Source organism: Parasedimentitalea psychrophila (genome assembly GCF_030285785.1).
GTDB classification, from domain to species: Bacteria; Pseudomonadota; Alphaproteobacteria; order Rhodobacterales; family Rhodobacteraceae; genus Parasedimentitalea; species Parasedimentitalea psychrophila.
Genome location: NZ_CP127247.1, coordinates 892,209 through 909,637, shown reverse-complemented (window position 1 = coordinate 909,637; position 17,429 = coordinate 892,209). Strand labels below are relative to the sequence as shown.

The 17,429-nt window shown below is 59.5% G+C and carries 14 protein-coding genes; 5 read left to right on the top strand and 9 right to left on the bottom strand.

Going from position 1 to position 17,429, the window contains the following annotated elements; genetic code table 11:
• Positions 1-108: 108 nt before the first annotated feature.
• From QPJ95_RS04370 to QPJ95_RS04360, 3 genes are all read left to right on the top strand, one after another.
• A complete protein-coding gene (locus tag QPJ95_RS04370; protein WP_270918428.1) occupies positions 109-612 on the top strand; it encodes a class I SAM-dependent methyltransferase in 504 nt (167 codons plus the stop codon).
• A 318-nt stretch (positions 613-930) separates the two neighbouring features.
• Positions 931-1,560 (top strand): glutathione S-transferase family protein, encoded by a 630-nt coding sequence (locus tag QPJ95_RS04365; RefSeq protein WP_270918427.1) that lies wholly within the window; start codon positions 931-933, stop codon positions 1,558-1,560.
• 69 nt (positions 1,561-1,629) lie between these two features.
• The gene (locus QPJ95_RS04360; protein WP_270918426.1) at positions 1,630-2,295 is read left to right on the top strand and encodes a TetR/AcrR family transcriptional regulator; all 666 of its coding nucleotides are present in this window, start codon (positions 1,630-1,632) and stop codon (positions 2,293-2,295) included.
• Here the strand turns inward: QPJ95_RS04360 and QPJ95_RS04355 are convergent.
• Together QPJ95_RS04355 and QPJ95_RS04350 are read right to left on the bottom strand one after the other, a co-directional pair.
• On the bottom strand, positions 2,292-5,714 hold the full coding sequence (locus tag QPJ95_RS04355; protein WP_270918425.1) for an indolepyruvate ferredoxin oxidoreductase family protein: 3,423 nt from the start codon (positions 5,712-5,714) through the stop codon (positions 2,292-2,294). The genes QPJ95_RS04360 and QPJ95_RS04355 overlap by 4 nt on opposite strands.
• Before the next feature lie 306 nt (positions 5,715-6,020).
• Positions 6,021-6,413, bottom strand: a complete 393-nt coding sequence (locus tag QPJ95_RS04350) for a DUF3307 domain-containing protein (protein WP_270918424.1) — start codon at positions 6,411-6,413, stop codon at positions 6,021-6,023.
• 229 nt (positions 6,414-6,642) lie between these two features.
• Between QPJ95_RS04350 and QPJ95_RS04345 the strand changes: the two genes are divergently transcribed.
• The gene (locus QPJ95_RS04345) at positions 6,643-9,600 is read left to right on the top strand and encodes an ABC transporter transmembrane domain-containing protein (RefSeq protein WP_270918423.1); all 2,958 of its coding nucleotides are present in this window, start codon (positions 6,643-6,645) and stop codon (positions 9,598-9,600) included.
• Between the two features lie 77 nt (positions 9,601-9,677).
• Here QPJ95_RS04345 and QPJ95_RS04340 read toward each other — a convergent pair whose 3' ends face one another.
• From QPJ95_RS04340 to QPJ95_RS04310, 7 genes are all read right to left on the bottom strand, one after another.
• Entirely contained in the window at positions 9,678-10,916 is a 1,239-nt protein-coding gene (locus tag QPJ95_RS04340; RefSeq protein WP_270918422.1) for a mandelate racemase/muconate lactonizing enzyme family protein, read from the bottom strand.
• Between the two features lie 91 nt (positions 10,917-11,007).
• A complete protein-coding gene (locus QPJ95_RS04335; protein WP_270918421.1) occupies positions 11,008-12,099 on the bottom strand; it encodes a Zn-dependent alcohol dehydrogenase in 1,092 nt (363 codons plus the stop codon).
• Positions 12,100-12,182: 83 nt separating this feature from the next.
• Positions 12,183-13,382, bottom strand: coding sequence for a TCR/Tet family MFS transporter (locus QPJ95_RS04330; RefSeq protein WP_270918420.1), 1,200 nt, complete (start codon positions 13,380-13,382; stop codon positions 12,183-12,185).
• A 157-nt stretch (positions 13,383-13,539) separates the two neighbouring features.
• The gene (locus QPJ95_RS04325; RefSeq protein ID WP_270918419.1) at positions 13,540-14,250 is read right to left on the bottom strand and encodes an alpha/beta fold hydrolase; all 711 of its coding nucleotides are present in this window, start codon (positions 14,248-14,250) and stop codon (positions 13,540-13,542) included.
• Entirely contained in the window at positions 14,243-15,034 is a 792-nt protein-coding gene (gene pcaD / locus QPJ95_RS04320; protein WP_270918418.1) for a 3-oxoadipate enol-lactonase, read from the bottom strand. Before pcaD ends, QPJ95_RS04325 begins: the two co-directional genes overlap by 8 nt.
• Before the next feature lie 84 nt (positions 15,035-15,118).
• A complete protein-coding gene (locus tag QPJ95_RS04315) occupies positions 15,119-16,093 on the bottom strand; it encodes a threonine ammonia-lyase (RefSeq protein WP_270918417.1) in 975 nt (324 codons plus the stop codon).
• A gap of 34 nt (positions 16,094-16,127) precedes the next feature.
• Positions 16,128-16,814 (bottom strand): haloacid dehalogenase type II, encoded by a 687-nt coding sequence (locus QPJ95_RS04310; protein ID WP_270918416.1) that lies wholly within the window; start codon positions 16,812-16,814, stop codon positions 16,128-16,130.
• A gap of 156 nt (positions 16,815-16,970) precedes the next feature.
• Here QPJ95_RS04310 and QPJ95_RS04305 point away from each other — a divergent pair, with 156 nt between their 5' ends.
• On the top strand, positions 16,971-17,399 hold the full coding sequence (locus tag QPJ95_RS04305; protein ID WP_270918415.1) for an FKBP-type peptidyl-prolyl cis-trans isomerase: 429 nt from the start codon (positions 16,971-16,973) through the stop codon (positions 17,397-17,399).
• The last annotated feature ends 30 nt before the right edge of the window (positions 17,400-17,429 follow it).

Here is a 17,429-nt window from a genome sequence, read left to right as displayed (position 1 = left end):
CTACGAGAGGGCAGGTTGAATTCCGTGCCGCTACACATTTGCTGCATTCTCTGCCACACGGGACGGCAAATGCCCGAAGTGGATTGTCGGGCAAAAAGGAGATTACTTATGTTGTCCCGTCTTGATTTGTTTATCGACCGAATGGTGTCCCAGCGGGCTTGCCTGGATTTTGCGATTGCGCATACTGCGGCGATGGAGGGCCCGGTGTTTGAGCTGGGATTGGGCAATGGCCGAACCTATCACCACATGCGCCATTATGTCGAACGGCGTGACATTTATGTTTTTGAGCGCGCGGTCGCCTCGCATCCGGACAGTACCCCGCCCGAGGACCGGGTTATTCTGGGGGATGTGCGTCAAACCCTGCCCGCATCTCTGGAGCGGTTTGGCCCCACCGCCAGTTTGGTTCATGCGGATCTGGGTGGCCATAACCGCGAAAAGAACGATGTGTTCGCGCGATTTGTCTCGCCGCTGATTGAGCCACTGTTGGCACCGGGAGGGTTGATGGTGTCGTCTGACCGGATGTATTTTGAAAACCTGTCAGAGATGAGCCTACCCGCAGGGGCCGTCGAGGGGCGTTGCTTTATCTACCGTCAGGGCGGCGCATTAGGCTAACCAGATCTCCCGCCCGTCCTCGGCCTCTTGACAGAGGCTCTCCTCCCGTTGGGCCCGGCACCGCGCGAAGCGCGGTGCCGGGCCCAAGACCGCAAGGTTCATCGGTATTCGCCGATGCACCGCGTGGCCGCGGGAGCCTCTGGTGTGACGAGCTGTCCGTCCAGGTCTGCAGAAGCTGGAGCGTGATACTATTTGATGCCTTTCAGCATGACGCGAATTAGAAATCTAATCCCAACACCCGCGGATTGTTTCTGAGGTTGCCGGGCAGCCCATATGCCGTCTAGGCTGCGTAAAACGCGCCTGTGACAGGAATGATCCATGATCTTTTACGATTGCCCGACCGCCCCCAATCCCCGCCGAGCGCGGATGTTTATTGCGGAAAAGGGGCTGACCCTGGAATGCCACAATATCTCGATTGCCAAGGGGGAACAGTTGGGTGAGGCGTTCAAAGCCGTCAACCCTCAGGCTACGGTGCCGGTTCTGATCACCGACGCGGGCACCGCGTTGACAGAAAACCTTGGCATTGCCGCCTATCTGGAGGCAACCCACCCCGAGCCGCCGCTAATGGGGGAAACGGCTGAGGAAAAGGGGCTGGTGCTGATGTGGAACGCCATTGCCGAGCAGCAGGGCGGCGTGCCGATTGCCGAAGCCTTGCGCAATGGCAATCCGTTTTTCGCCGACCGTGCCATCCCCGGCCCATCAGACTATGGCCAAATTCCGGAACTGGTTTCGCGCGGTCTGGAGCGGACCGAAAAGTTCTTTGAACTTCTGGAACAACGCCTGCAGGTCAGCCCCTATCTGGCCACCCATAAATTCACCCTGGCGGATATCAGTACCTTTGTGTTTGTTGAGTTTGCCCGGGTGGTAAAAATGCGTATTCCGGCTGCGAACGAAGCCACTTTGGCCTGGCATGCTGGCATTAAACAGCGCCCGAGTGCACAGTTGTGAATAAGCAATAGACAGCGCCCCTGTAACGGTGTTTGACAGTTTGAGACGCCACGATGCCGAGGGAAACAGATGACCCAGAAACCGATCCTGCGACGTGACGATCCCAAGGCCGAGCCTTTGATCGGCAATGTCCGAGTGACCCGCGATGATTGGCTGAATGTGGCGATGGACGTGCTGATTTCGGATGGGGTTGAACAGGTCAAAGTGCTGGCACTGGCTGAGAGGATGGCGGTTTCGCGGTCGTCCTTCTACTGGTACTTCAAATCGCGTCAGGATCTTCTGGATGCTCTGCTGAAAACCTGGGAACAGACCAACACTGCGGGGTTGGTTGGCCAGGCGACAGTCGCTGCCGAGACAATAACGGCGGCAGTCCTGAATGTCTGGCGCTGTACTGCCAACCCCGACTTATTCAACACATCCTTAGATTTTGCGGTGCGTGACTGGGCGCGCCGATCCGGGCCTGTGCGGCATCTGCTGGATCAATCTGATACCCGCCGGGTTGAGGCGCTGACGCAGATGTTTCAGCGATATGAGTTTCCAGAGGTTGAGGCGCTGGCCCGTGCCAAGGCGCTTTATTACATGCAGTTGGGTTATGATATGGCCGGGTTGAACGAAACGGGCGCCTATCGGCTTATGATGACGCCCGAATATCTGAAAGTGTTCACCGGCTGCGAACCGCGCCCCGGAGAACTGGAAGACTTTACCGCCTATTCCCTCCAGTTCTGGACCTCCTAAAGAGCCGCAAGGTTAGCGGTGGTTTCAGATTTCACCCTGTCGGCGGCCTGCTGGCGGACGGGGCCGTAGCCACGGATCTCCATTGGGGCGGTCAGGATGGCAAGCCAGCGGTCATGATGATCCACGCAATATCGCTGTTCAACCTGCTTCAGGGCGCCCTCGTACCAGGCCAATAGATCGCGGTGCAGCCGGGCCTCGGCGTGATATCCAAAAATGTTGAAACGACTGCCGCGTAGAAATTTGCCCTTGGCCAAAAGGTCCAGTAAAGGCCGCAACCGGGAGCCAAAGGCGCGTTTCACCGGGCGGCCCCGGGCGTCTTTCCTATTGCTCAACAGCGGCGGCGCGAGGTGGTGATGAACTGAAAAATCGCCCTCAAACTCAGCTTCGATCTGATGTTTGAAACCCGCACTGGTCAAGAGTCGCGCCACTTCGTATTCGTCCTTATAGGCCATCAGTTTGAACAGCGATTTCGCCGCTGCAAGGATCAGGTCTTCGGCCATGTTCGCGGGCAGTGCGTTGCGGAAATGGGTTAGGGCGTCGGTATATCGCCTGGCATAGGCGACATCTTGATATCCGGTGAGAAAACTGGCCCGCCGCGCAATGACATCGTCCAGCGTTTCCTGTCTGTCTGGTGGCGCGTTGTACCAGTCTTTTAGCAGCCCCGGGTCGACGGCGATTGCGCGTCCAATGGCCAGTGCGAGACGGTTTTTCTCAACAGCCACCGCGTTGAGCTCAATGGCCCGGTCCAGCGCCGCGGCCGAGACCGGCAGCAGGCCTTTTTGCCAACCAAACCCAAGCAGGATCATATTGGCGAGGACTGAATCGCCGAGCATTGCCTCGGCGATCTCATTGGCATTGATGGCGCTCAGGTTTTTGGTGCCGACCACATCTGCAATCGCTTGCTCACGCGATCCTGCCATAAGATCAGCATCGCGTCGCAGCACCAGATCACCGGTGGGCATTTCCGCGCGGTTGAGGACTATGCGGGTGCTGGGCCGGTAATGTGCCGATGCCTTGGGGGCTGAACTGACCACGATATCGCAGCCAATCACCGCATCCGCGGCACCCATATCAATGCGCACCTGGTTCACGTCGTCCGGGCTGGCCGACAGCCGAACATAGCTGAGGACGGTTCCGAATTTCTGCGCAAATCCGGTGAAATCCAACACACTCGCGCCCTTGCCCTCAAGATGGGCCGCCATGGTGACCAATGCGCCAACGGTCACCACACCGGTGCCACCAACGCCGGTGACCAGCAAATTATACGGCTGGTCGAGTGCGGCAAAATCCGGGGTGGGCAGGGAGGCCACCAGTTGCGCCGCATCCAGACCTGGGGTTTGTTTCTGACGGCGGCTGCCACCCTCGACGGTGACAAAGCTGGGACAGAACCCGTTCAGGCAGGTGAAATCCTTGTTGCAGCTGGACAGGTTGATTTTACGTTTGCGGCCAAATACGGTCTCTTTTGGCTCAACGCTCAGGCAGTTCGATTCAACCGAGCAATCGCCGCATCCCTCGCAGACCAGATCATTGATGACAACAAACCGTTTGGGGTCATCCAGAGTGCCGCGTTTGCGGCGGCGGCGCTTTTCGGCGGCGCAGGTCTGTTGGTAGATCAGCACCGAAACACCGGCGATCTTGCGCAGCTCGCGCTGGACCCTGTCCAGATCCGCCCGGTGGTGAAATGTGGTGCCGTTGGGAAAGCCCGAGCGATTGAACTTGTCGATGTCATCAGACACCAGTGCAATGCGCTGCACCCCCTCAGCCCGGCAGGCCTGGGCAATTCCAGTGACGCTGATCGGGCCATCCACCGGCTGCCCTCCGGTCATGGCAACGGCATCATTATAGAGGATCTTGTAAGTGATATTGGTCTGCGCCGCCACCGCCTGACGGATCGCTAGGGAGCCGGAATGGTACCAGGTGCCTTCGCCGAGATTCTGAAACACATGTTTGCCGCCGTTGAACAGCGACGCCGCAACCCAAGTCACACCTTCGCCGCCCATTTGCGCATATCCAGCGGTCTCGCGGTCCATCCAGCTGGCCATCACATGGCAGCCAATGCCCGAATTGGCGGTGCTGCCTTCGGGCAGTTTGGTTGATGTGTTATGCGGGCAGCCCGAGCAGAAATAGGGGCTGCGTGTGGCCCCTGGGATGTCCAGCACAACGGGCGGGCTCTCCGTCAAGGCCCGCGCCCTGGCGTTAAATCCTTCGTCCGGGAAAAACGGATCAAGCCGCCGCGCTATGATTGGCACCAGTTGCAGCGGGCTTAACTCTCCGGTCCAGGGGATCAGCGGCGCGCCGTGGCTGTCGTATTTGCCGACCATCTTGTCCGGCTTGTTGCCGGGCCAGTCATAGAAATATTCTTTGAATTGGCTCTCAATAATGCCGCGCTTTTCCTCGACCACCAGCACTTCTTTCTTGCCGTGGACAAACCGCAGGGCATTGCGGCGGGCCAGTGGCCAGACCATTCCAACCTTGTAAATATCGATGCCCAACCGGCGACAGGCCACTTGGTCCAGCCCCAGCAGCCGTAGCGCTTCCATCAGATCAAGGTGACCTTTGCCGGTGGTGACAAAGCCAAAACTGGCATCGGGCAGATCATAAATGCGATGATCGATCGGGTTGGCCTCGGCAAAGGCGCGCACGGCTTTCAGTTTGGCGCGGATCCGTATCTCGATCTCGGGGCTGGGCAAATCGGCGCGGCGCACATGCAGCCCGCCGGGGTAGGGCTGCCGTTCAGGCAGCACAAAATTCCGACCTGGTTTCAACTCGACCGAGCGGCCACTTTCCACGGTTTCCGATATCGCCTTGAACCCGACCCAGCTGCCGGAGTAGCGCGACAAGGCAAAGCCGTACTCGCCAAAACTCAGGAACTCGCTCACTGACGCGGGGTTCAGAACCGGCATGAACCAGGCCAGAAAGGCGGCGTCGGACTGATGCGGCATCGACGAGCTGACGCAGCCATGATCATCGCCCGCGACCACCAGCACGCCGCCCTTGGGGGAGGACCCATAGGCGTTGCCATGTTTCAAGGCATCCCCAGAGCGGTCGACCCCGGGGCCCTTACCGTACCACATGGAGAACACGCCCTCGACCTGGCATTGGGGGTCCAGCACCGCCTGTTGGGCGCCCAATACCGCAGTTGCGGCCAGATCTTCATTGACCGCCGGCAGAAAGCGGATGCCATTGTCTCGCATCCGATCCGCCGAACGCCACAGCTCCAGATCCACCCCGCCCAGTGGTGAGCCGCGATAGCCCGACACAAAACCCGCGGTGTTCAGGCCGGCCTGCTGATCACGTCGCGCCTGATCCAGCATGATCCGCGCCAGCGCCTGGGTGCCAGTCAGAAAGACCCGGCCCTTGGTCAGATCGTATCGGTCATTTAGGTGATACTGATAGAAATCATCTGTCTGCTGGGTCATGGCTGGCATCCCTTGCGTGATCAGTACTGCTAACGGTAAGGTAGTCCTGATTGGCGGGCGTGTTGCCAAATTACCGGGCCTGTGATCAAATTTAGGATGATCCGCGAAAATTTCAGATCTTATGGCGACAGGCTGACCCCATTCTGCGCCGCCTGAGCCCGCATCAGCAGGCGTTCTTCAAGGCAAGGCAATCCGCTGCCTGCCAGCGGCTGATCCAGTTTCATCTGGCCAAAAATATCCCGGGGTTTGGGCCAGTGCCAGTGTGCCAGTGCCTTTTGTCAGTACCCTTTCAAAAGACCTCGGCGGTCACGATGCAGCGTATTCCACCCAGGCCCATACCATGGCCAGATAGGTGAAGTGATGCAGCGCCTGATCGGTCCCCATTGCGCGCCAGAACCCCGCCATATTCGGCAACAGTTGCTTAGAGTCGGAATAGCTTGCTTTGCAGTAATCGATGTTGAAATGAACAATCCACTCCACCGCGCAAATTATAAGAATGAACGACAGCGGTGTCTGGAACACCAGAAAAACCAATATCGACCCCAAAATATGCACGCCGGCGTGCTGCGCCCGCCCCATGTGGAAATACTCGCCGCGCCCGCATAGCATTTTGGGTGTTTGCAAATAGAAATCAGCAAACATGTGCTTGACCTGCAGCAGGCCCAGCAGCAGCAAAACAGATCCGACATAATCCGGCAAGGCAGCAACTCCTGATAATCACGCGTAGGATAAGCTTACGGATTTTTTCGCTGCAAGCAATCGCCAGTGAAGCATCTTCCGCAACGGGACATCTGACGCTAAACCATTGCCTGCGACAGTGGAACCGCGCTAGGCATTGAGATGTACTGATTTGCCCTTGTCATGTTGGAGGCCTTCCATCGAACGCTCTCTTTTCCGTTTTATCTGGAAGTACTCGAAACGTGATCAGTTGGTTCTGCTGCTGATCACCACCACTCTGTTCCCGCTGCTGTACCTGACGCTTGAATTGCCCAAGCGGATAATCAACGACGCCATCGGCGCGCAAAGCTCCACCATTGATGTGCTGGGCCGCCCGGTGGATCAGCTGACATTCTTATGGTTGCTGTGCTCGGGATTCCTGCTGGCGGTGACGGCGCATGGCTTGATGAAAATGCGTATCAACACCCTGAAGGGGATATTGGCCGAGCGCATGTTGCGTCGGTTTCGCTATCAGTTGATCGCTCGGGTCCTGCGTTTTCCACAGCCCTACTTTGAGCGGGTCAGTCAGGGCGAACTGGTGTCGATGATCACCGCTGAAAGCGAGCCGATGGGCGGCCTGATGGGCGACGCGATCAGCCAGCCTGTGTTGCAAGCCGGGCAAATGATCACCATCCTGTCGTTCCTGTTTCTGCAAAATGTCTGGTTTGGCGCTGCCGCCGTCGCCCTGATCCCCTTGCAGGGCTGGTTGATTCCAGTGCTGCAGCGGCGCATCAACCTGTTGAACAAGAAGCGTATCAAGCAGGTTCGCGCCTTGGCCGCCGAGATCGGAGAGAGTGCCGTCGGCGCCTCGACGTTGCGGATCAACGGCGGCTGGCGCTATCGCATGGCGGTTATCACCACCCGCTTGGGCCGGTTGTATGACATTCGCCTCGAGATCTACCAGAAAAAGTTCTTTATGAAGTTTATCAACAACTTCATCACCCAGCTGACACCGTTTCTATTCTATGCGATCGGCGGCTACCTGGTGCTGCAAGGCTCGGTCTCACTGGGCGCCCTGGTGGCAGCCTTGGCGGCCTACAAGGACCTTGCGTCGCCGTGGAAAGAGCTATTGGCCTATTACAACCAGACCCAGGATATGGGGCTGCGCTGGGAGGTGATTATGGAACGGTTTGCGCCTTCGGGGATGATTGATGAGACATTGATGGAAGGGGAACCCGAGGATTTGGTTCACCTTAAAGGGGATGTGGTTCTGACCAATGTCAACGTCCGGGATGCCGATGGTAATCTGGTGCTGGAGGATCTCAGCGCCCGCCTGCCGGCTGGCAAGGTGGTTGGAATCGCGGCGCCATCAGAGGAAGACCGTCGCGCCATGGCCGAGCTTTTGACCCGCGAGTTGCTGCCCTCGGCGGGCAGCGTTTCTGTTGCGGGACATGATCTGACCAAGCTGCATCAGGCGGTGATTGCGACGCGGGTTGGTCATGCGACATCGCGCCCAGTGCTGTTTCAGGGATCGTTTGGCGACAATGTCATGATGCCGATGCGGCGACGCCCCACCGGGGTTGCCGACGACAGCGATCAGTTTGAAAAGGCGCTGAAGGCCGGGAACAGCCCCGACCCGCAGGATGCCCGCTGGCTTGATCCGTCGGTGGCCGGGTTTTCGAGTGAGGCCGAATTGCGCGATTGGTGGCTGCAATTGGTCGAAGGCATTGGCTCGGACACCGCCCTGTTCCGGCGTGGAATGGAGCAGCGGTTTGACCCCAAAACCCACCCCATTCTCGGCGCCCATCTGGTGCAGTTGAGGGGGCAGGTTCAGCAAGCGGTGCGCGACGCAGGATTGCGCCAGCATGCATTTTTTCTGAACCCGGATCACTATAACCCAGCGCTGCCTGTGGCGGAGAATCTTTTGTATGCGACCCCACATGCGCCAATCACCGAAACGGTTTTGGCGAAACAGACAGAGTTTCTCGACCTCATCAAAGAGCTGAAACTAGACGAAGACCTGGTGGCCCTGACCCAGGACGTGGTGGATATGCTGCGGCAGATTTTTGGGCACGATGGCACCGACCACCCTTTGTTTCGCAAGCTGGGGCTAGAGCCTTCAGCCTATGAGGTGGCGCTTTCGCTGGTTGAAAAGACCCGCTCCAAGGGGGCTAGCGCTTTGGATCACAAGGAACTGGCGCAACTGTTGATCGTGCCATTCCGGATCTCGGCGGAACAAATTGGCCCGGCCTTTAGTGAGGACATGCAGAACCGTATTCTGGCCTTCAGGCAAAGCCACTCGACCCGGTTGATGGCCACCCTGGGGGATCTGTTCGTGCCGCTGGATATTGATAGCTTTGCGCCGGGATTGACGGTTCTGGAAAACGCTCTGTTTGGTAAGATTTCAGACCTGGCTGGCGGCAAGGGGGATGAGCTTCGCAAACTGGTCTCCGAATTGCTGGTGCAAAATGGGGTGCGCGATTTGGTGGTCGAGTTGATTTTTGAATTGCCGATCGCCCTGGGCGGCCAGGGGCTGGCGGCCAGTTTTGCTGAACCACTGGCCTTTTCCCGCGCCACGATCAAACGGCCCGATATCCTGATCATGGACAGTGCAATGTCCAGCTATGATTTGGAAACCCGCATCTCGGTGCATAAGAACCTGCGTAAATTGCTGCCAGACACCACCGTGATTTACCTAAGCGACAGCTTTGAGAGCCCGGAGGTGTTTGACGTCTATTACGAGCTGCGGCAGGGGCGACTGGTCAGTGACGAGGCGCAGAAGGTGGCCGTCGAAGATGGCGCCGCCAGTGCGGACCTGGCGCGCAAACTCAGGGCGCTGGAACAGACTGAACTGTTCTCGGGGTTGAACCGGCGTCAATTGCGGCTGCTGGCCTTTGGTGCGCGCTGGTATCAGGCTGCTGCCGGCGAGGTGGTGTTTCTGAAAGACGATGACGCCAGTGATGGCGCCTATATGATCCTCGAGGGAGAGGCGGGCCTGTACTTGCCCATCGGCGGGCAGGACGACCGGCTGATCGCCAGTGTGGGACCCGGCCGGCTGGTGGGCGAATTGGGGTTGATACGCAAGGAGCCGCGGTCCCTTAGCATGATTGCAAAAACCGATCTGACCTGCCTTCGTATCGGTGAAGAAGAGTTTTTTGCCGTGGTTGAAAATGACGCGGCGACCGCCTTTAAGCTGTTACAGGTCGTCGCCGGATACGTGTCAAACTGATCGAGGAGGCGCGTCAGGCAGGCCTGACCAGTGCCAAACGGCGGGGGTTTGTTTGATCCAAAACTCTGCCACGGGTACTACTCGGGCATCTTCAGCGACGGTGACCCTCCGGCAAAGCAGTTTGGGGTTACATAATCGCAAGGGGCTTCGCGCATGTTGAGGTGTAGGTCGTCGCCGGTGAAGGGGTGAGCACGAGCCAGGGCCTCGTCCACCTCAATACCAAGACCGGCTGTCGTGGGGGGGCTGACAAAACCATCCTCAACCCGGAGTGTTCCCTTGATCAATGCATCATGAAACGGCGTCTCGATGGACTCGGCCATCAGAATGTTGGGGATCGAGGCGGCAAGCTGGATATTGGCGGCCCACTCGATGGGGCCGGCGTAAAGATGCGGGGCCATCTGCGCGTTGTAGACCTCGGCTATTGCGGCGATTTTCTTGACTTCCCAAATGCCACCGGCCCGGCCCAGGGCGGGTTGCAGGATGGTGGCGGCACCGGATTGCAAAACGGCGGCAAACTCGGCTTTTGTTGTCAGCCGTTCACCGGTGGCGACGGGAATGCGCACGGCCTGCGCAACTTTGGCCATCTCGGCGGCATTGTCCGGCGGTGTTGGCTCTTCGAACCAAAGGGGTGAATAGGGTTCCAGGGCTTGCCCCAGGCGAATGGCGCCGGCGGTGGTGAATTGTCCGTGGGTGCCAAACAGTAGGTCGGCCTTGTCCCCCACCGCCTCGCGGATTGCCTGGCAAAACGCCACGGATGTTGAAATATCATTCATTGCCGGCATGTGGCCGCCGCGCAGCGTATAGGGGCCTGCGGGGTCGAATTTGACGGCTGTGTAGCCCTGGCTGACCATCTGAGCAGCGCTCTCGGCGGCCATGTCAGGCGAGGCCCAGAAGCTGTCGGTATCGTGCTGGGGCAGCGGATAGAGATAGGTATAGGCGCGAATGCGGTCATTCATCCGGCCGCCGATCAAGGCGTGAACTGGCCGGTCACGGTCTTTGCCCAGAATATCCCAGCAGGCGATTTCGAGCCCGGAGAAGGCCCCCATGACCGTCAGGTCTGGTCGCTGAGTAAAGCCGGAGGAATAGGCGCGGCGGAACATCAGTTCGATGTTCTCGGGGTTTTCATCCGCCATATGGCGTTCAAATACATCGCGAATAACATGGGTCATCGCCTCTGGCCCGACCGAGGCCGCATAACATTCCCCCCAGCCGGTGATGCCGCTGTCGGTGGTCAGTTTGACGAGAATCCAATAGCGCCCGCCCCAGCCGGGGGCCGGGGGGGCGGTGACGATCACCTCGAGGTCTTGCAGTTTCATGGGCGATCTCTTGTTTGTGTAGGGTGCGTGCTTGCACGCACCGTTGGGGCGGAAGGTGCGTGCAAGCACGCACCCTACGACAGCGACAGGTTCACCGCTTGAACAGGATCACATTGCGCTTGGCGCTGCCGGTTTTGGTATCGGCAATGGCCTCGTTGATCTGATCCAGGCTCCAACGGCCCGAGATCAGCTCGTCCAGTTTCAGCCGACCCTGGCTGTACAGATCAATCATCCAGGGAATGTCACGCTGGATCACCACATCGCCCATTTTCGAACCGATCAGACCCTGGCCAGTGGCGGCCAGCATCACCGGTTCGTAACTGGCCATAGCGCCAGAATGCGGCATGCCAATCATGATCGCCTTGCCTCCGGGGGCCAGATAGCGTGGGGCCTGTTCATAGGCTGCAATGGCGCCGACGGTGATCAGCACCGCATCCGCTCCCCGTCGGCCAAGGGCCTTGTTGGCCGCCTTCCAGGGTTTATCGAGCGTGGCCAGAACGCCGTGGGTGGCGCCAAATTCTTTGGCGATTTCGAGCTTCTCTTCGCTCATATCCACCGCGATAATACGGCGGGCGCCGGCAATGCGGGCGCCCTGAATGGCGTTGAGACCAACGCCACCAGCTCCGATCACCACCACATCCTGACCGGCGCGCAGCTGGGCTGCATTGACAACCGCACCGACACCGGTGATCACGCCGCAAGACACCAGCGAGGCGACATCTTTGCCAATGCTATCGGGGATTTTGACGATCTGGCGCTGATCCACCACCACTTTTTCGGCAAAGGCGCCGCAGGCCATGGCCTGATCCAGTGGGCTGCCATCGGCGGTCTTCAGCGGCCCGTTTACACTGTCATAGCGCGTTTCGCAGATTGTCGGCCGACCACCGGCGCAGCTTGGGCAATTGCCACAGGCGCGGATGAGAGTCACGATCACCGAGTCTCCCTGGGCGAAGCCGGAAACGCCCGCTCCCAACCCGGTGATTACCCCGGCGGCTTCGTGACCGTAGACCGCCGGCAGGTGGCCACCCCAGGCGCCCTCGGCATATGAGATATCGCTGTGACAGATCGCGACCGCCTCAAGCGTCACCTCGACCTCGCCCATGCCGGGATCTGCCAGCAGCACATCCTCGATGACCAATGGTGCGCCAAACGCGTGGCAGACTGCTGCCTTTATGGTTTGCATGGAAACTCCCTCGTTTTGTTGACGCCACGGTGACCTGCGGCATCTGTTGCCGCAAGGTGAAAACCGTCACCCATGGGTCGTTATTACGTTACGGAGTGCCGGGTGCGTAAGAAAATCACCAGCCCGATGAACATCAGCGCCAGTGCGACCAGGAACGGGGCGCCGGGAAGGTAAAGGGGCGCATCATCGCGGCTGAACTGGGCAAAGACCGAGGCCATGAGCAGCGGTGAAATGATCATCGACAGGGCCTGAACCGAGGTCATCACCCCCTGTAGCTCGCCCTGTTGATTGTCGGCCACCGATTTCGACATGATGGCCTGCAGCGCCGGTGTTACCACCCCGCCCAATGCGGCCACCGGCGTCAGGATCAGGGCCAGGGTGCCGCTGGTGATAAAGGCCAGCAGGGAGAAGCCGACGAAGTCGAAAATCTGGCCATAGATCACCGTGTTGCGTTCACCAAACCTTCGGACCACATGGCGCAGGGCACCGCCCTGAACCAGCGCCATCGTCAGCCCAAAGACCGCCAGCGAAATACCAATTGTCTGGGGGGACCAGTCAAAGCGTTCCTTGGTGAAATAGGCCCAGATGGCCGGGTAGACATAGATCGCCACCGAGTAGAGGAAATACACCCACAGCAATCGCTGAATGCCGGGTATGCGGGCCATGGTGCGAAAGGCGCCAAAGGGATGCGCCCGGCGCCAGTCAAAGCTGCGGCGTGTCTTGTCGGTGACGGTCTCTTTCATCACACACCAGCCCAGCACGAAGTTCATCGCCGACAGCAAGGCCGCTGCATAGAATGGTGCCCTTGTGCCCAGCTCTCCGAGCAGCCCGCCGATCAGTGGGCCGAGAATGAAACCAACGCCAAAGGCCGCCCCGAGGAGGCCGAAATTTGCGGCCTTTTCGGTCGACTTGGAGATATCCGCCATATAGGCGCCTGCGGTGCCATGGGTTGCGGCGGTGACGCCCCCGACCAGCCGCCCCAGCAGCAGCAGCCAGAGCGATCCTGCCAGCGCCATCACCAGATAGTCCAGCACCATGATAAACAGCGACAGCAGCAGCACCGGCCGGCGGCCATAAGCATCTGACAGACCGCCAAGCACCGGGCTGAACAGGAATTGCATCACCGCAAAGGCGGTGGCGAGGATGCCGCCCCAGAGCGCCGCGTCAGCCAGGCTGCCGTCCTGAACCTCGACAATCAGTGTCGGCATGATCGGCATGATCAGACCAATGCCCATGGCGTCGATCATCACGGTGGTCAGAATGAAAAGGATCGGTAAGCGCATCAGCAATGGATCTCAAGTTGCACCGCCGGAGCCTAGCGGCGGGGTGATAAAAGGGAAAGCTGTCAGGGGTGTTGATGGTGCCAAAGTGCCGCAACGTCGGCGAATTTGGCAGGCAACAGGTCGCTGTACAGTTGGTTTTTGGTAGCCAGCGCGGCCATCACATGTCCTTTGCGACCTGGGTGATCACATCAGCCAAACCGCTGGGGTCGGCAAAGAAAGGCGAATGGGAGACCGCCATGTCATGGACCCGGGCGCGCGGCCAGTCGGCCACCATCTCGGCCTGATACTCGGGGGGGATAACCCGATCATTTGTGCAGCGGATATAGGCCTTGGGCATATTGCGCCAGCGGTCGGTAACCACCAGCGGGGTATCCTGTGGCTGGATCGGCTGAGGGCATATGTTGGATAGTGCATAGTCCTCCGTGTCGCGTGGGCAGTCGTGATAAAACAGCTCTGGGGCGCGGTCCGGATCAAATTGATAGCTGCTGCCACTGGGGTCTTTGATGATAGCGTCGGTCAATGTCTGGCGTGGGCCTTTGCGGCGCATGTCTGCGATCGACAGACCAGACACCGGCACATAGGCACAAAGATAGATAAGTCCGCGCATGGCATCGGGTTGTTTCTCGGCGGCGGCTGAAATCGGGTAACCGCCCCAGGAATGGCCCAGCACGATGGTGTCCGGGGTTGTGGCCGCCAGTATTGCATCCGCCGTCTGCTCCAGCGTCACCGAGGCGAGATCACGGCTGTCGCCGTGGCCGGGCAGGTCGATGGCGCGCGCGGTGTGGCCCTGTGCCTGCAACACCGGGATCAGGTCGCGCCAGCACCAGGCGCCGTGGCATGAGCCGTGAATAAGAAGCAGTTCAGCCATAGTGTCCGATCCTCCGCAGGAAGCTGCTGAGGACGCTGGCGTAGGCCTCTGGTTGTTCGACGCAGGGCAGATGGCCCGCCTTACGCATCAGTGAAAACGAGGATCCCGGGATCAGGTCAATGGTTTCACGTACCAGATCGGCTGGTGTGGCGCCGTCCTCAGAACCCGCGATGCCCAGGGTGGGCAATCGCAATCCGCTGGTTGGGGTGTAGAAATCGGTCCCGGCAATGGCCGCGCAACAACCCGCGTAACCCACGGGTGATTGCTGCAGCAACATGCTCCGCCACAAAGCAATCTCGGGCGTGGCGCGGAAGCCGCGCGAGAACCACCGCTCCATCACCGCATCGGCGAGGGTTTCGAGCCCCGCAGTGTTCACAGCATCAATGCGTTGCCGCCACATGGCGGCGGTGCCGATCTTGGCTGCGGTGTTGGACAGCACCAGCCCGCGGATCTGATCCAGCCGCTTGACCGCCAACCCCTGGGCAATCATGCCGCCGATCGACAGCCCGACAAAGACGCAGTCGCGGACCTCCAGCAGGTCCAGCAACCGCTCGGCATCGCGGATCAGCGCCCCCATAGAGTAGGGTGCAAGCGGGATTGAGGACAGCCCATGGCCGCGCAGGTCATAGCGGATCAGTTTCAACCCGGTCGGCAGATGCGGCAGAACCGCATCCCAGAGCCGCAGGTCCGTGCCCAGCGAGTTGGCAAATACCACCGGAGCGCCATCCGGATCGCCGTCGATCCGATAGTGCAGCTGAACATCTCCTAGATCTGCAACTTGCATAGTCTGCCTTTCACGCTGGGTTTGCGCCTCTGTAGACGGGAAGGGGCGCAGGGGTAAAGGGCGCCCCCAGGGATCAAAGCGCAGTCAGGTGAAACGTCGCAGGGCCTCGGTGAAGATGACGGGATCGACATTGCCGCCGGTGGCGACGACGATTGCCACCTCGCTGGTCAGCTCATCGCCATGGAACAAAGCGGCGGCCAGTGAAATCGCACCGCCGGGTTCCAGCACAATCTTCAGCCGCAAAAAGGCCAGTGCCATCGCGTGCAGCGCCTCGTCTTCGCTGACCACAAGGCCGCCACCGCAGAGACGTTTCATGATCGGGAAGGTGATTTCCCCCGGCGACGGGGTCAGGATCGCATCGCAAATTGACCCCGAACTGCGGCTGTTGCGTTCGATGTTGCCTGAGATCAGCGAGCGTGCAGCATCGTCAAAGCCGTCAGGCTCGCAGGTGCGGACCTGCATCTGTGGGGCCTGGGCCTCTAGCGCCAGCGCGATGCCAGAGGTCAGACCGCCGCCGCCGCAGTTGACCAATACCTCGCCAGACGTGACGCCAAGCTCTGCGGCTTGCGCGGCAATCTCCAGCCCGACTGTGCCCTGACCGGCGATCACCTGTGGTTCGTCAAAGGGTTTGATCAGGGTCAGGTCGCGTTCAGAAGCGAGGGCAAGGCCAATGGCATCGCGGTCCTCGCTGGCGCGGTCATATAGTATGACCTCGGCGCCCAATGCGCGGGTGTTTTCGATTTTCAGCTGTGGCGCATCCGATGGCATCACGATCACCGAAGGCACGCCATGCAGGGTGGCGGCATGGGCGACACCCTGAGCGTGATTGCCACTGGAGTAGGCGATCACGCCTTTTGCGCGTGCGCTTTTGTCCAGGGCTGACAGGGCCGACCAGCCACCGCGGAACTTGAAGGATCCGGTGTGCTGCAGACACTCAGCTTTCACCAGAATGCGACGTTTGGCGAGGTCGTCCAGAAACGGCGAAGACAGGAGCGGTGTCACCCGCGCGTGCCCTTTTAGCCGCTTGGCGGCGGCATTGATCATGGCCAATGAAGTCATGTGGTGCTGTGTCCTGTTGTTGGGGTCTTGGTCGTCAATTGGCTGTGAGATCGGGGATAGAGGTCAGGTCAGACAGCACATGCTGTGGGGTCCAGGGAAGACGGTCCATGGGTTCGCCTGCGCGATTGACCCAGGCGGTGGTAAAGCCATAGCCGGCCGCCCCAGCCGCGTCCCAACCGTTAGAGGAGACAAACAGCACCTCGTTGCGGTGGCAGTTGAACCTGGTGCCAACCAAATCATAGACCCGTGCATCTGGTTTGAACACGCCGACACTCTCCACTGAAAGCACATCATCCAGAACATCGCCCAGACCCGCCGATTGTACCGCTGCGTCCAGCATGTCGGGTGACCCGTTGGAGAGAATGGCGGTATTTAGCCCGGCTGCTTTCAAGGCGCGCAGCATGGCGGGGACCTCGGGGTAGGCCTGTAGCTGCCAGTAGAGGTCCAGCAGTCGTTGACGCAGCCTTGGGTCTCCGTTCAGCGCCATCGCTTCAAGCGCCCAATCCAAGCCGTTCTGAGTGACCTCCCAGAAATCAGCATGGGCCACGGTGATGGCGCGCAGCCAAGTGTATTGTAGCTGCTTTAGGCGCCAGTGATTTGCCAGCTCGACCCAGGTCTCCTGCAATTGTGGAAACTCCGGTTCGGCGGCTGCCTGCCGGGCCGCAGCGGCGACGTCAAACAGAGTGCCATAGGCGTCGAAAATACAGGTGGTGATCGGCATGCGGTTCTCCCTCACCGAAACAGTGGCACAGGGTTATGCAGGGGGGAAGCCGGATATTGTATGGCATACAAATGGGGTGGGTTCGGTCCGGCTTTACATTTTGGGGTCACTGTATAGTTTGATGCGGTTTGAAATTCCTGACAGATTGGACCCCCAATGACCGTGGTCAAAAATGGCGACACCGTTCGCATCCATTACACCGGAACCCTGCTGGACGGCAGCGTGTTCGACAGTTCAGACGGCCGTGATCCGCTGGAGTTCACCGTGGGTACTGGTCAGGTGATCGAAGGCATGGACACTGAAATGTCGGGAATGACTGTTGGTGAGAAAAAGACCATCCAAATCCCCTGTGCCAAGGCCTATGGCCCGATCAACCCGGACGCCCGTCAATCCATCCCGCGCGAAGGGATCCCGGATGACATCCCGCTGGAGATTGGCACTCAGCTGCAGATGCAATCACCCGAAGGCCACGCGTTGCCGGTGACAGTGGTCGAGGTGGACGAGGCGACAGTGACGCTGGATGCCAACCATGCGCTGGCCGGCAAGGACCTGACGTTCGAGCTCGAGCTGGTTTCGATCGCCTGATGCGGTAAGATCACCGTTGGGGCGATCAAT

Bases quoted from the DNA above. Each gene is read 5' to 3' on its own strand.
- QPJ95_RS04370 (WP_270918428.1), top strand. From the start codon at position 109: ATGTTGTCCCGTCTTGATTTGTTTATCGACCGAATGGTGTCCCAGCGG.
- pcaD (WP_270918418.1), bottom strand. From the start codon at position 15,034: ATGCAAGTTGCAGATCTAGGAGATGTTCAGCTGCACTATCGGATCGAC.
- QPJ95_RS04315 (WP_270918417.1), bottom strand. From the start codon at position 16,093: ATGACTTCATTGGCCATGATCAATGCCGCCGCCAAGCGGCTAAAAGGG.
- QPJ95_RS04355 (WP_270918425.1), bottom strand. From the start codon at position 5,714: ATGACCCAGCAGACAGATGATTTCTATCAGTATCACCTAAATGACCGA.
- QPJ95_RS04325 (WP_270918419.1), bottom strand. From the start codon at position 14,250: ATGGCTGAACTGCTTCTTATTCACGGCTCATGCCACGGCGCCTGGTGC.
- QPJ95_RS04365 (WP_270918427.1), top strand. From the start codon at position 931: ATGATCTTTTACGATTGCCCGACCGCCCCCAATCCCCGCCGAGCGCGG.
- QPJ95_RS04305 (WP_270918415.1), top strand. From the start codon at position 16,971: ATGACCGTGGTCAAAAATGGCGACACCGTTCGCATCCATTACACCGGA.
- QPJ95_RS04340 (WP_270918422.1), bottom strand. From the start codon at position 10,916: ATGAAACTGCAAGACCTCGAGGTGATCGTCACCGCCCCCCCGGCCCCC.
- QPJ95_RS04335 (WP_270918421.1), bottom strand. From the start codon at position 12,099: ATGCAAACCATAAAGGCAGCAGTCTGCCACGCGTTTGGCGCACCATTG.
- QPJ95_RS04330 (WP_270918420.1), bottom strand. From the start codon at position 13,382: ATGCGCTTACCGATCCTTTTCATTCTGACCACCGTGATGATCGACGCC.
- QPJ95_RS04310 (WP_270918416.1), bottom strand. From the start codon at position 16,814: ATGCCGATCACCACCTGTATTTTCGACGCCTATGGCACTCTGTTTGAC.
- QPJ95_RS04360 (WP_270918426.1), top strand. From the start codon at position 1,630: ATGACCCAGAAACCGATCCTGCGACGTGACGATCCCAAGGCCGAGCCT.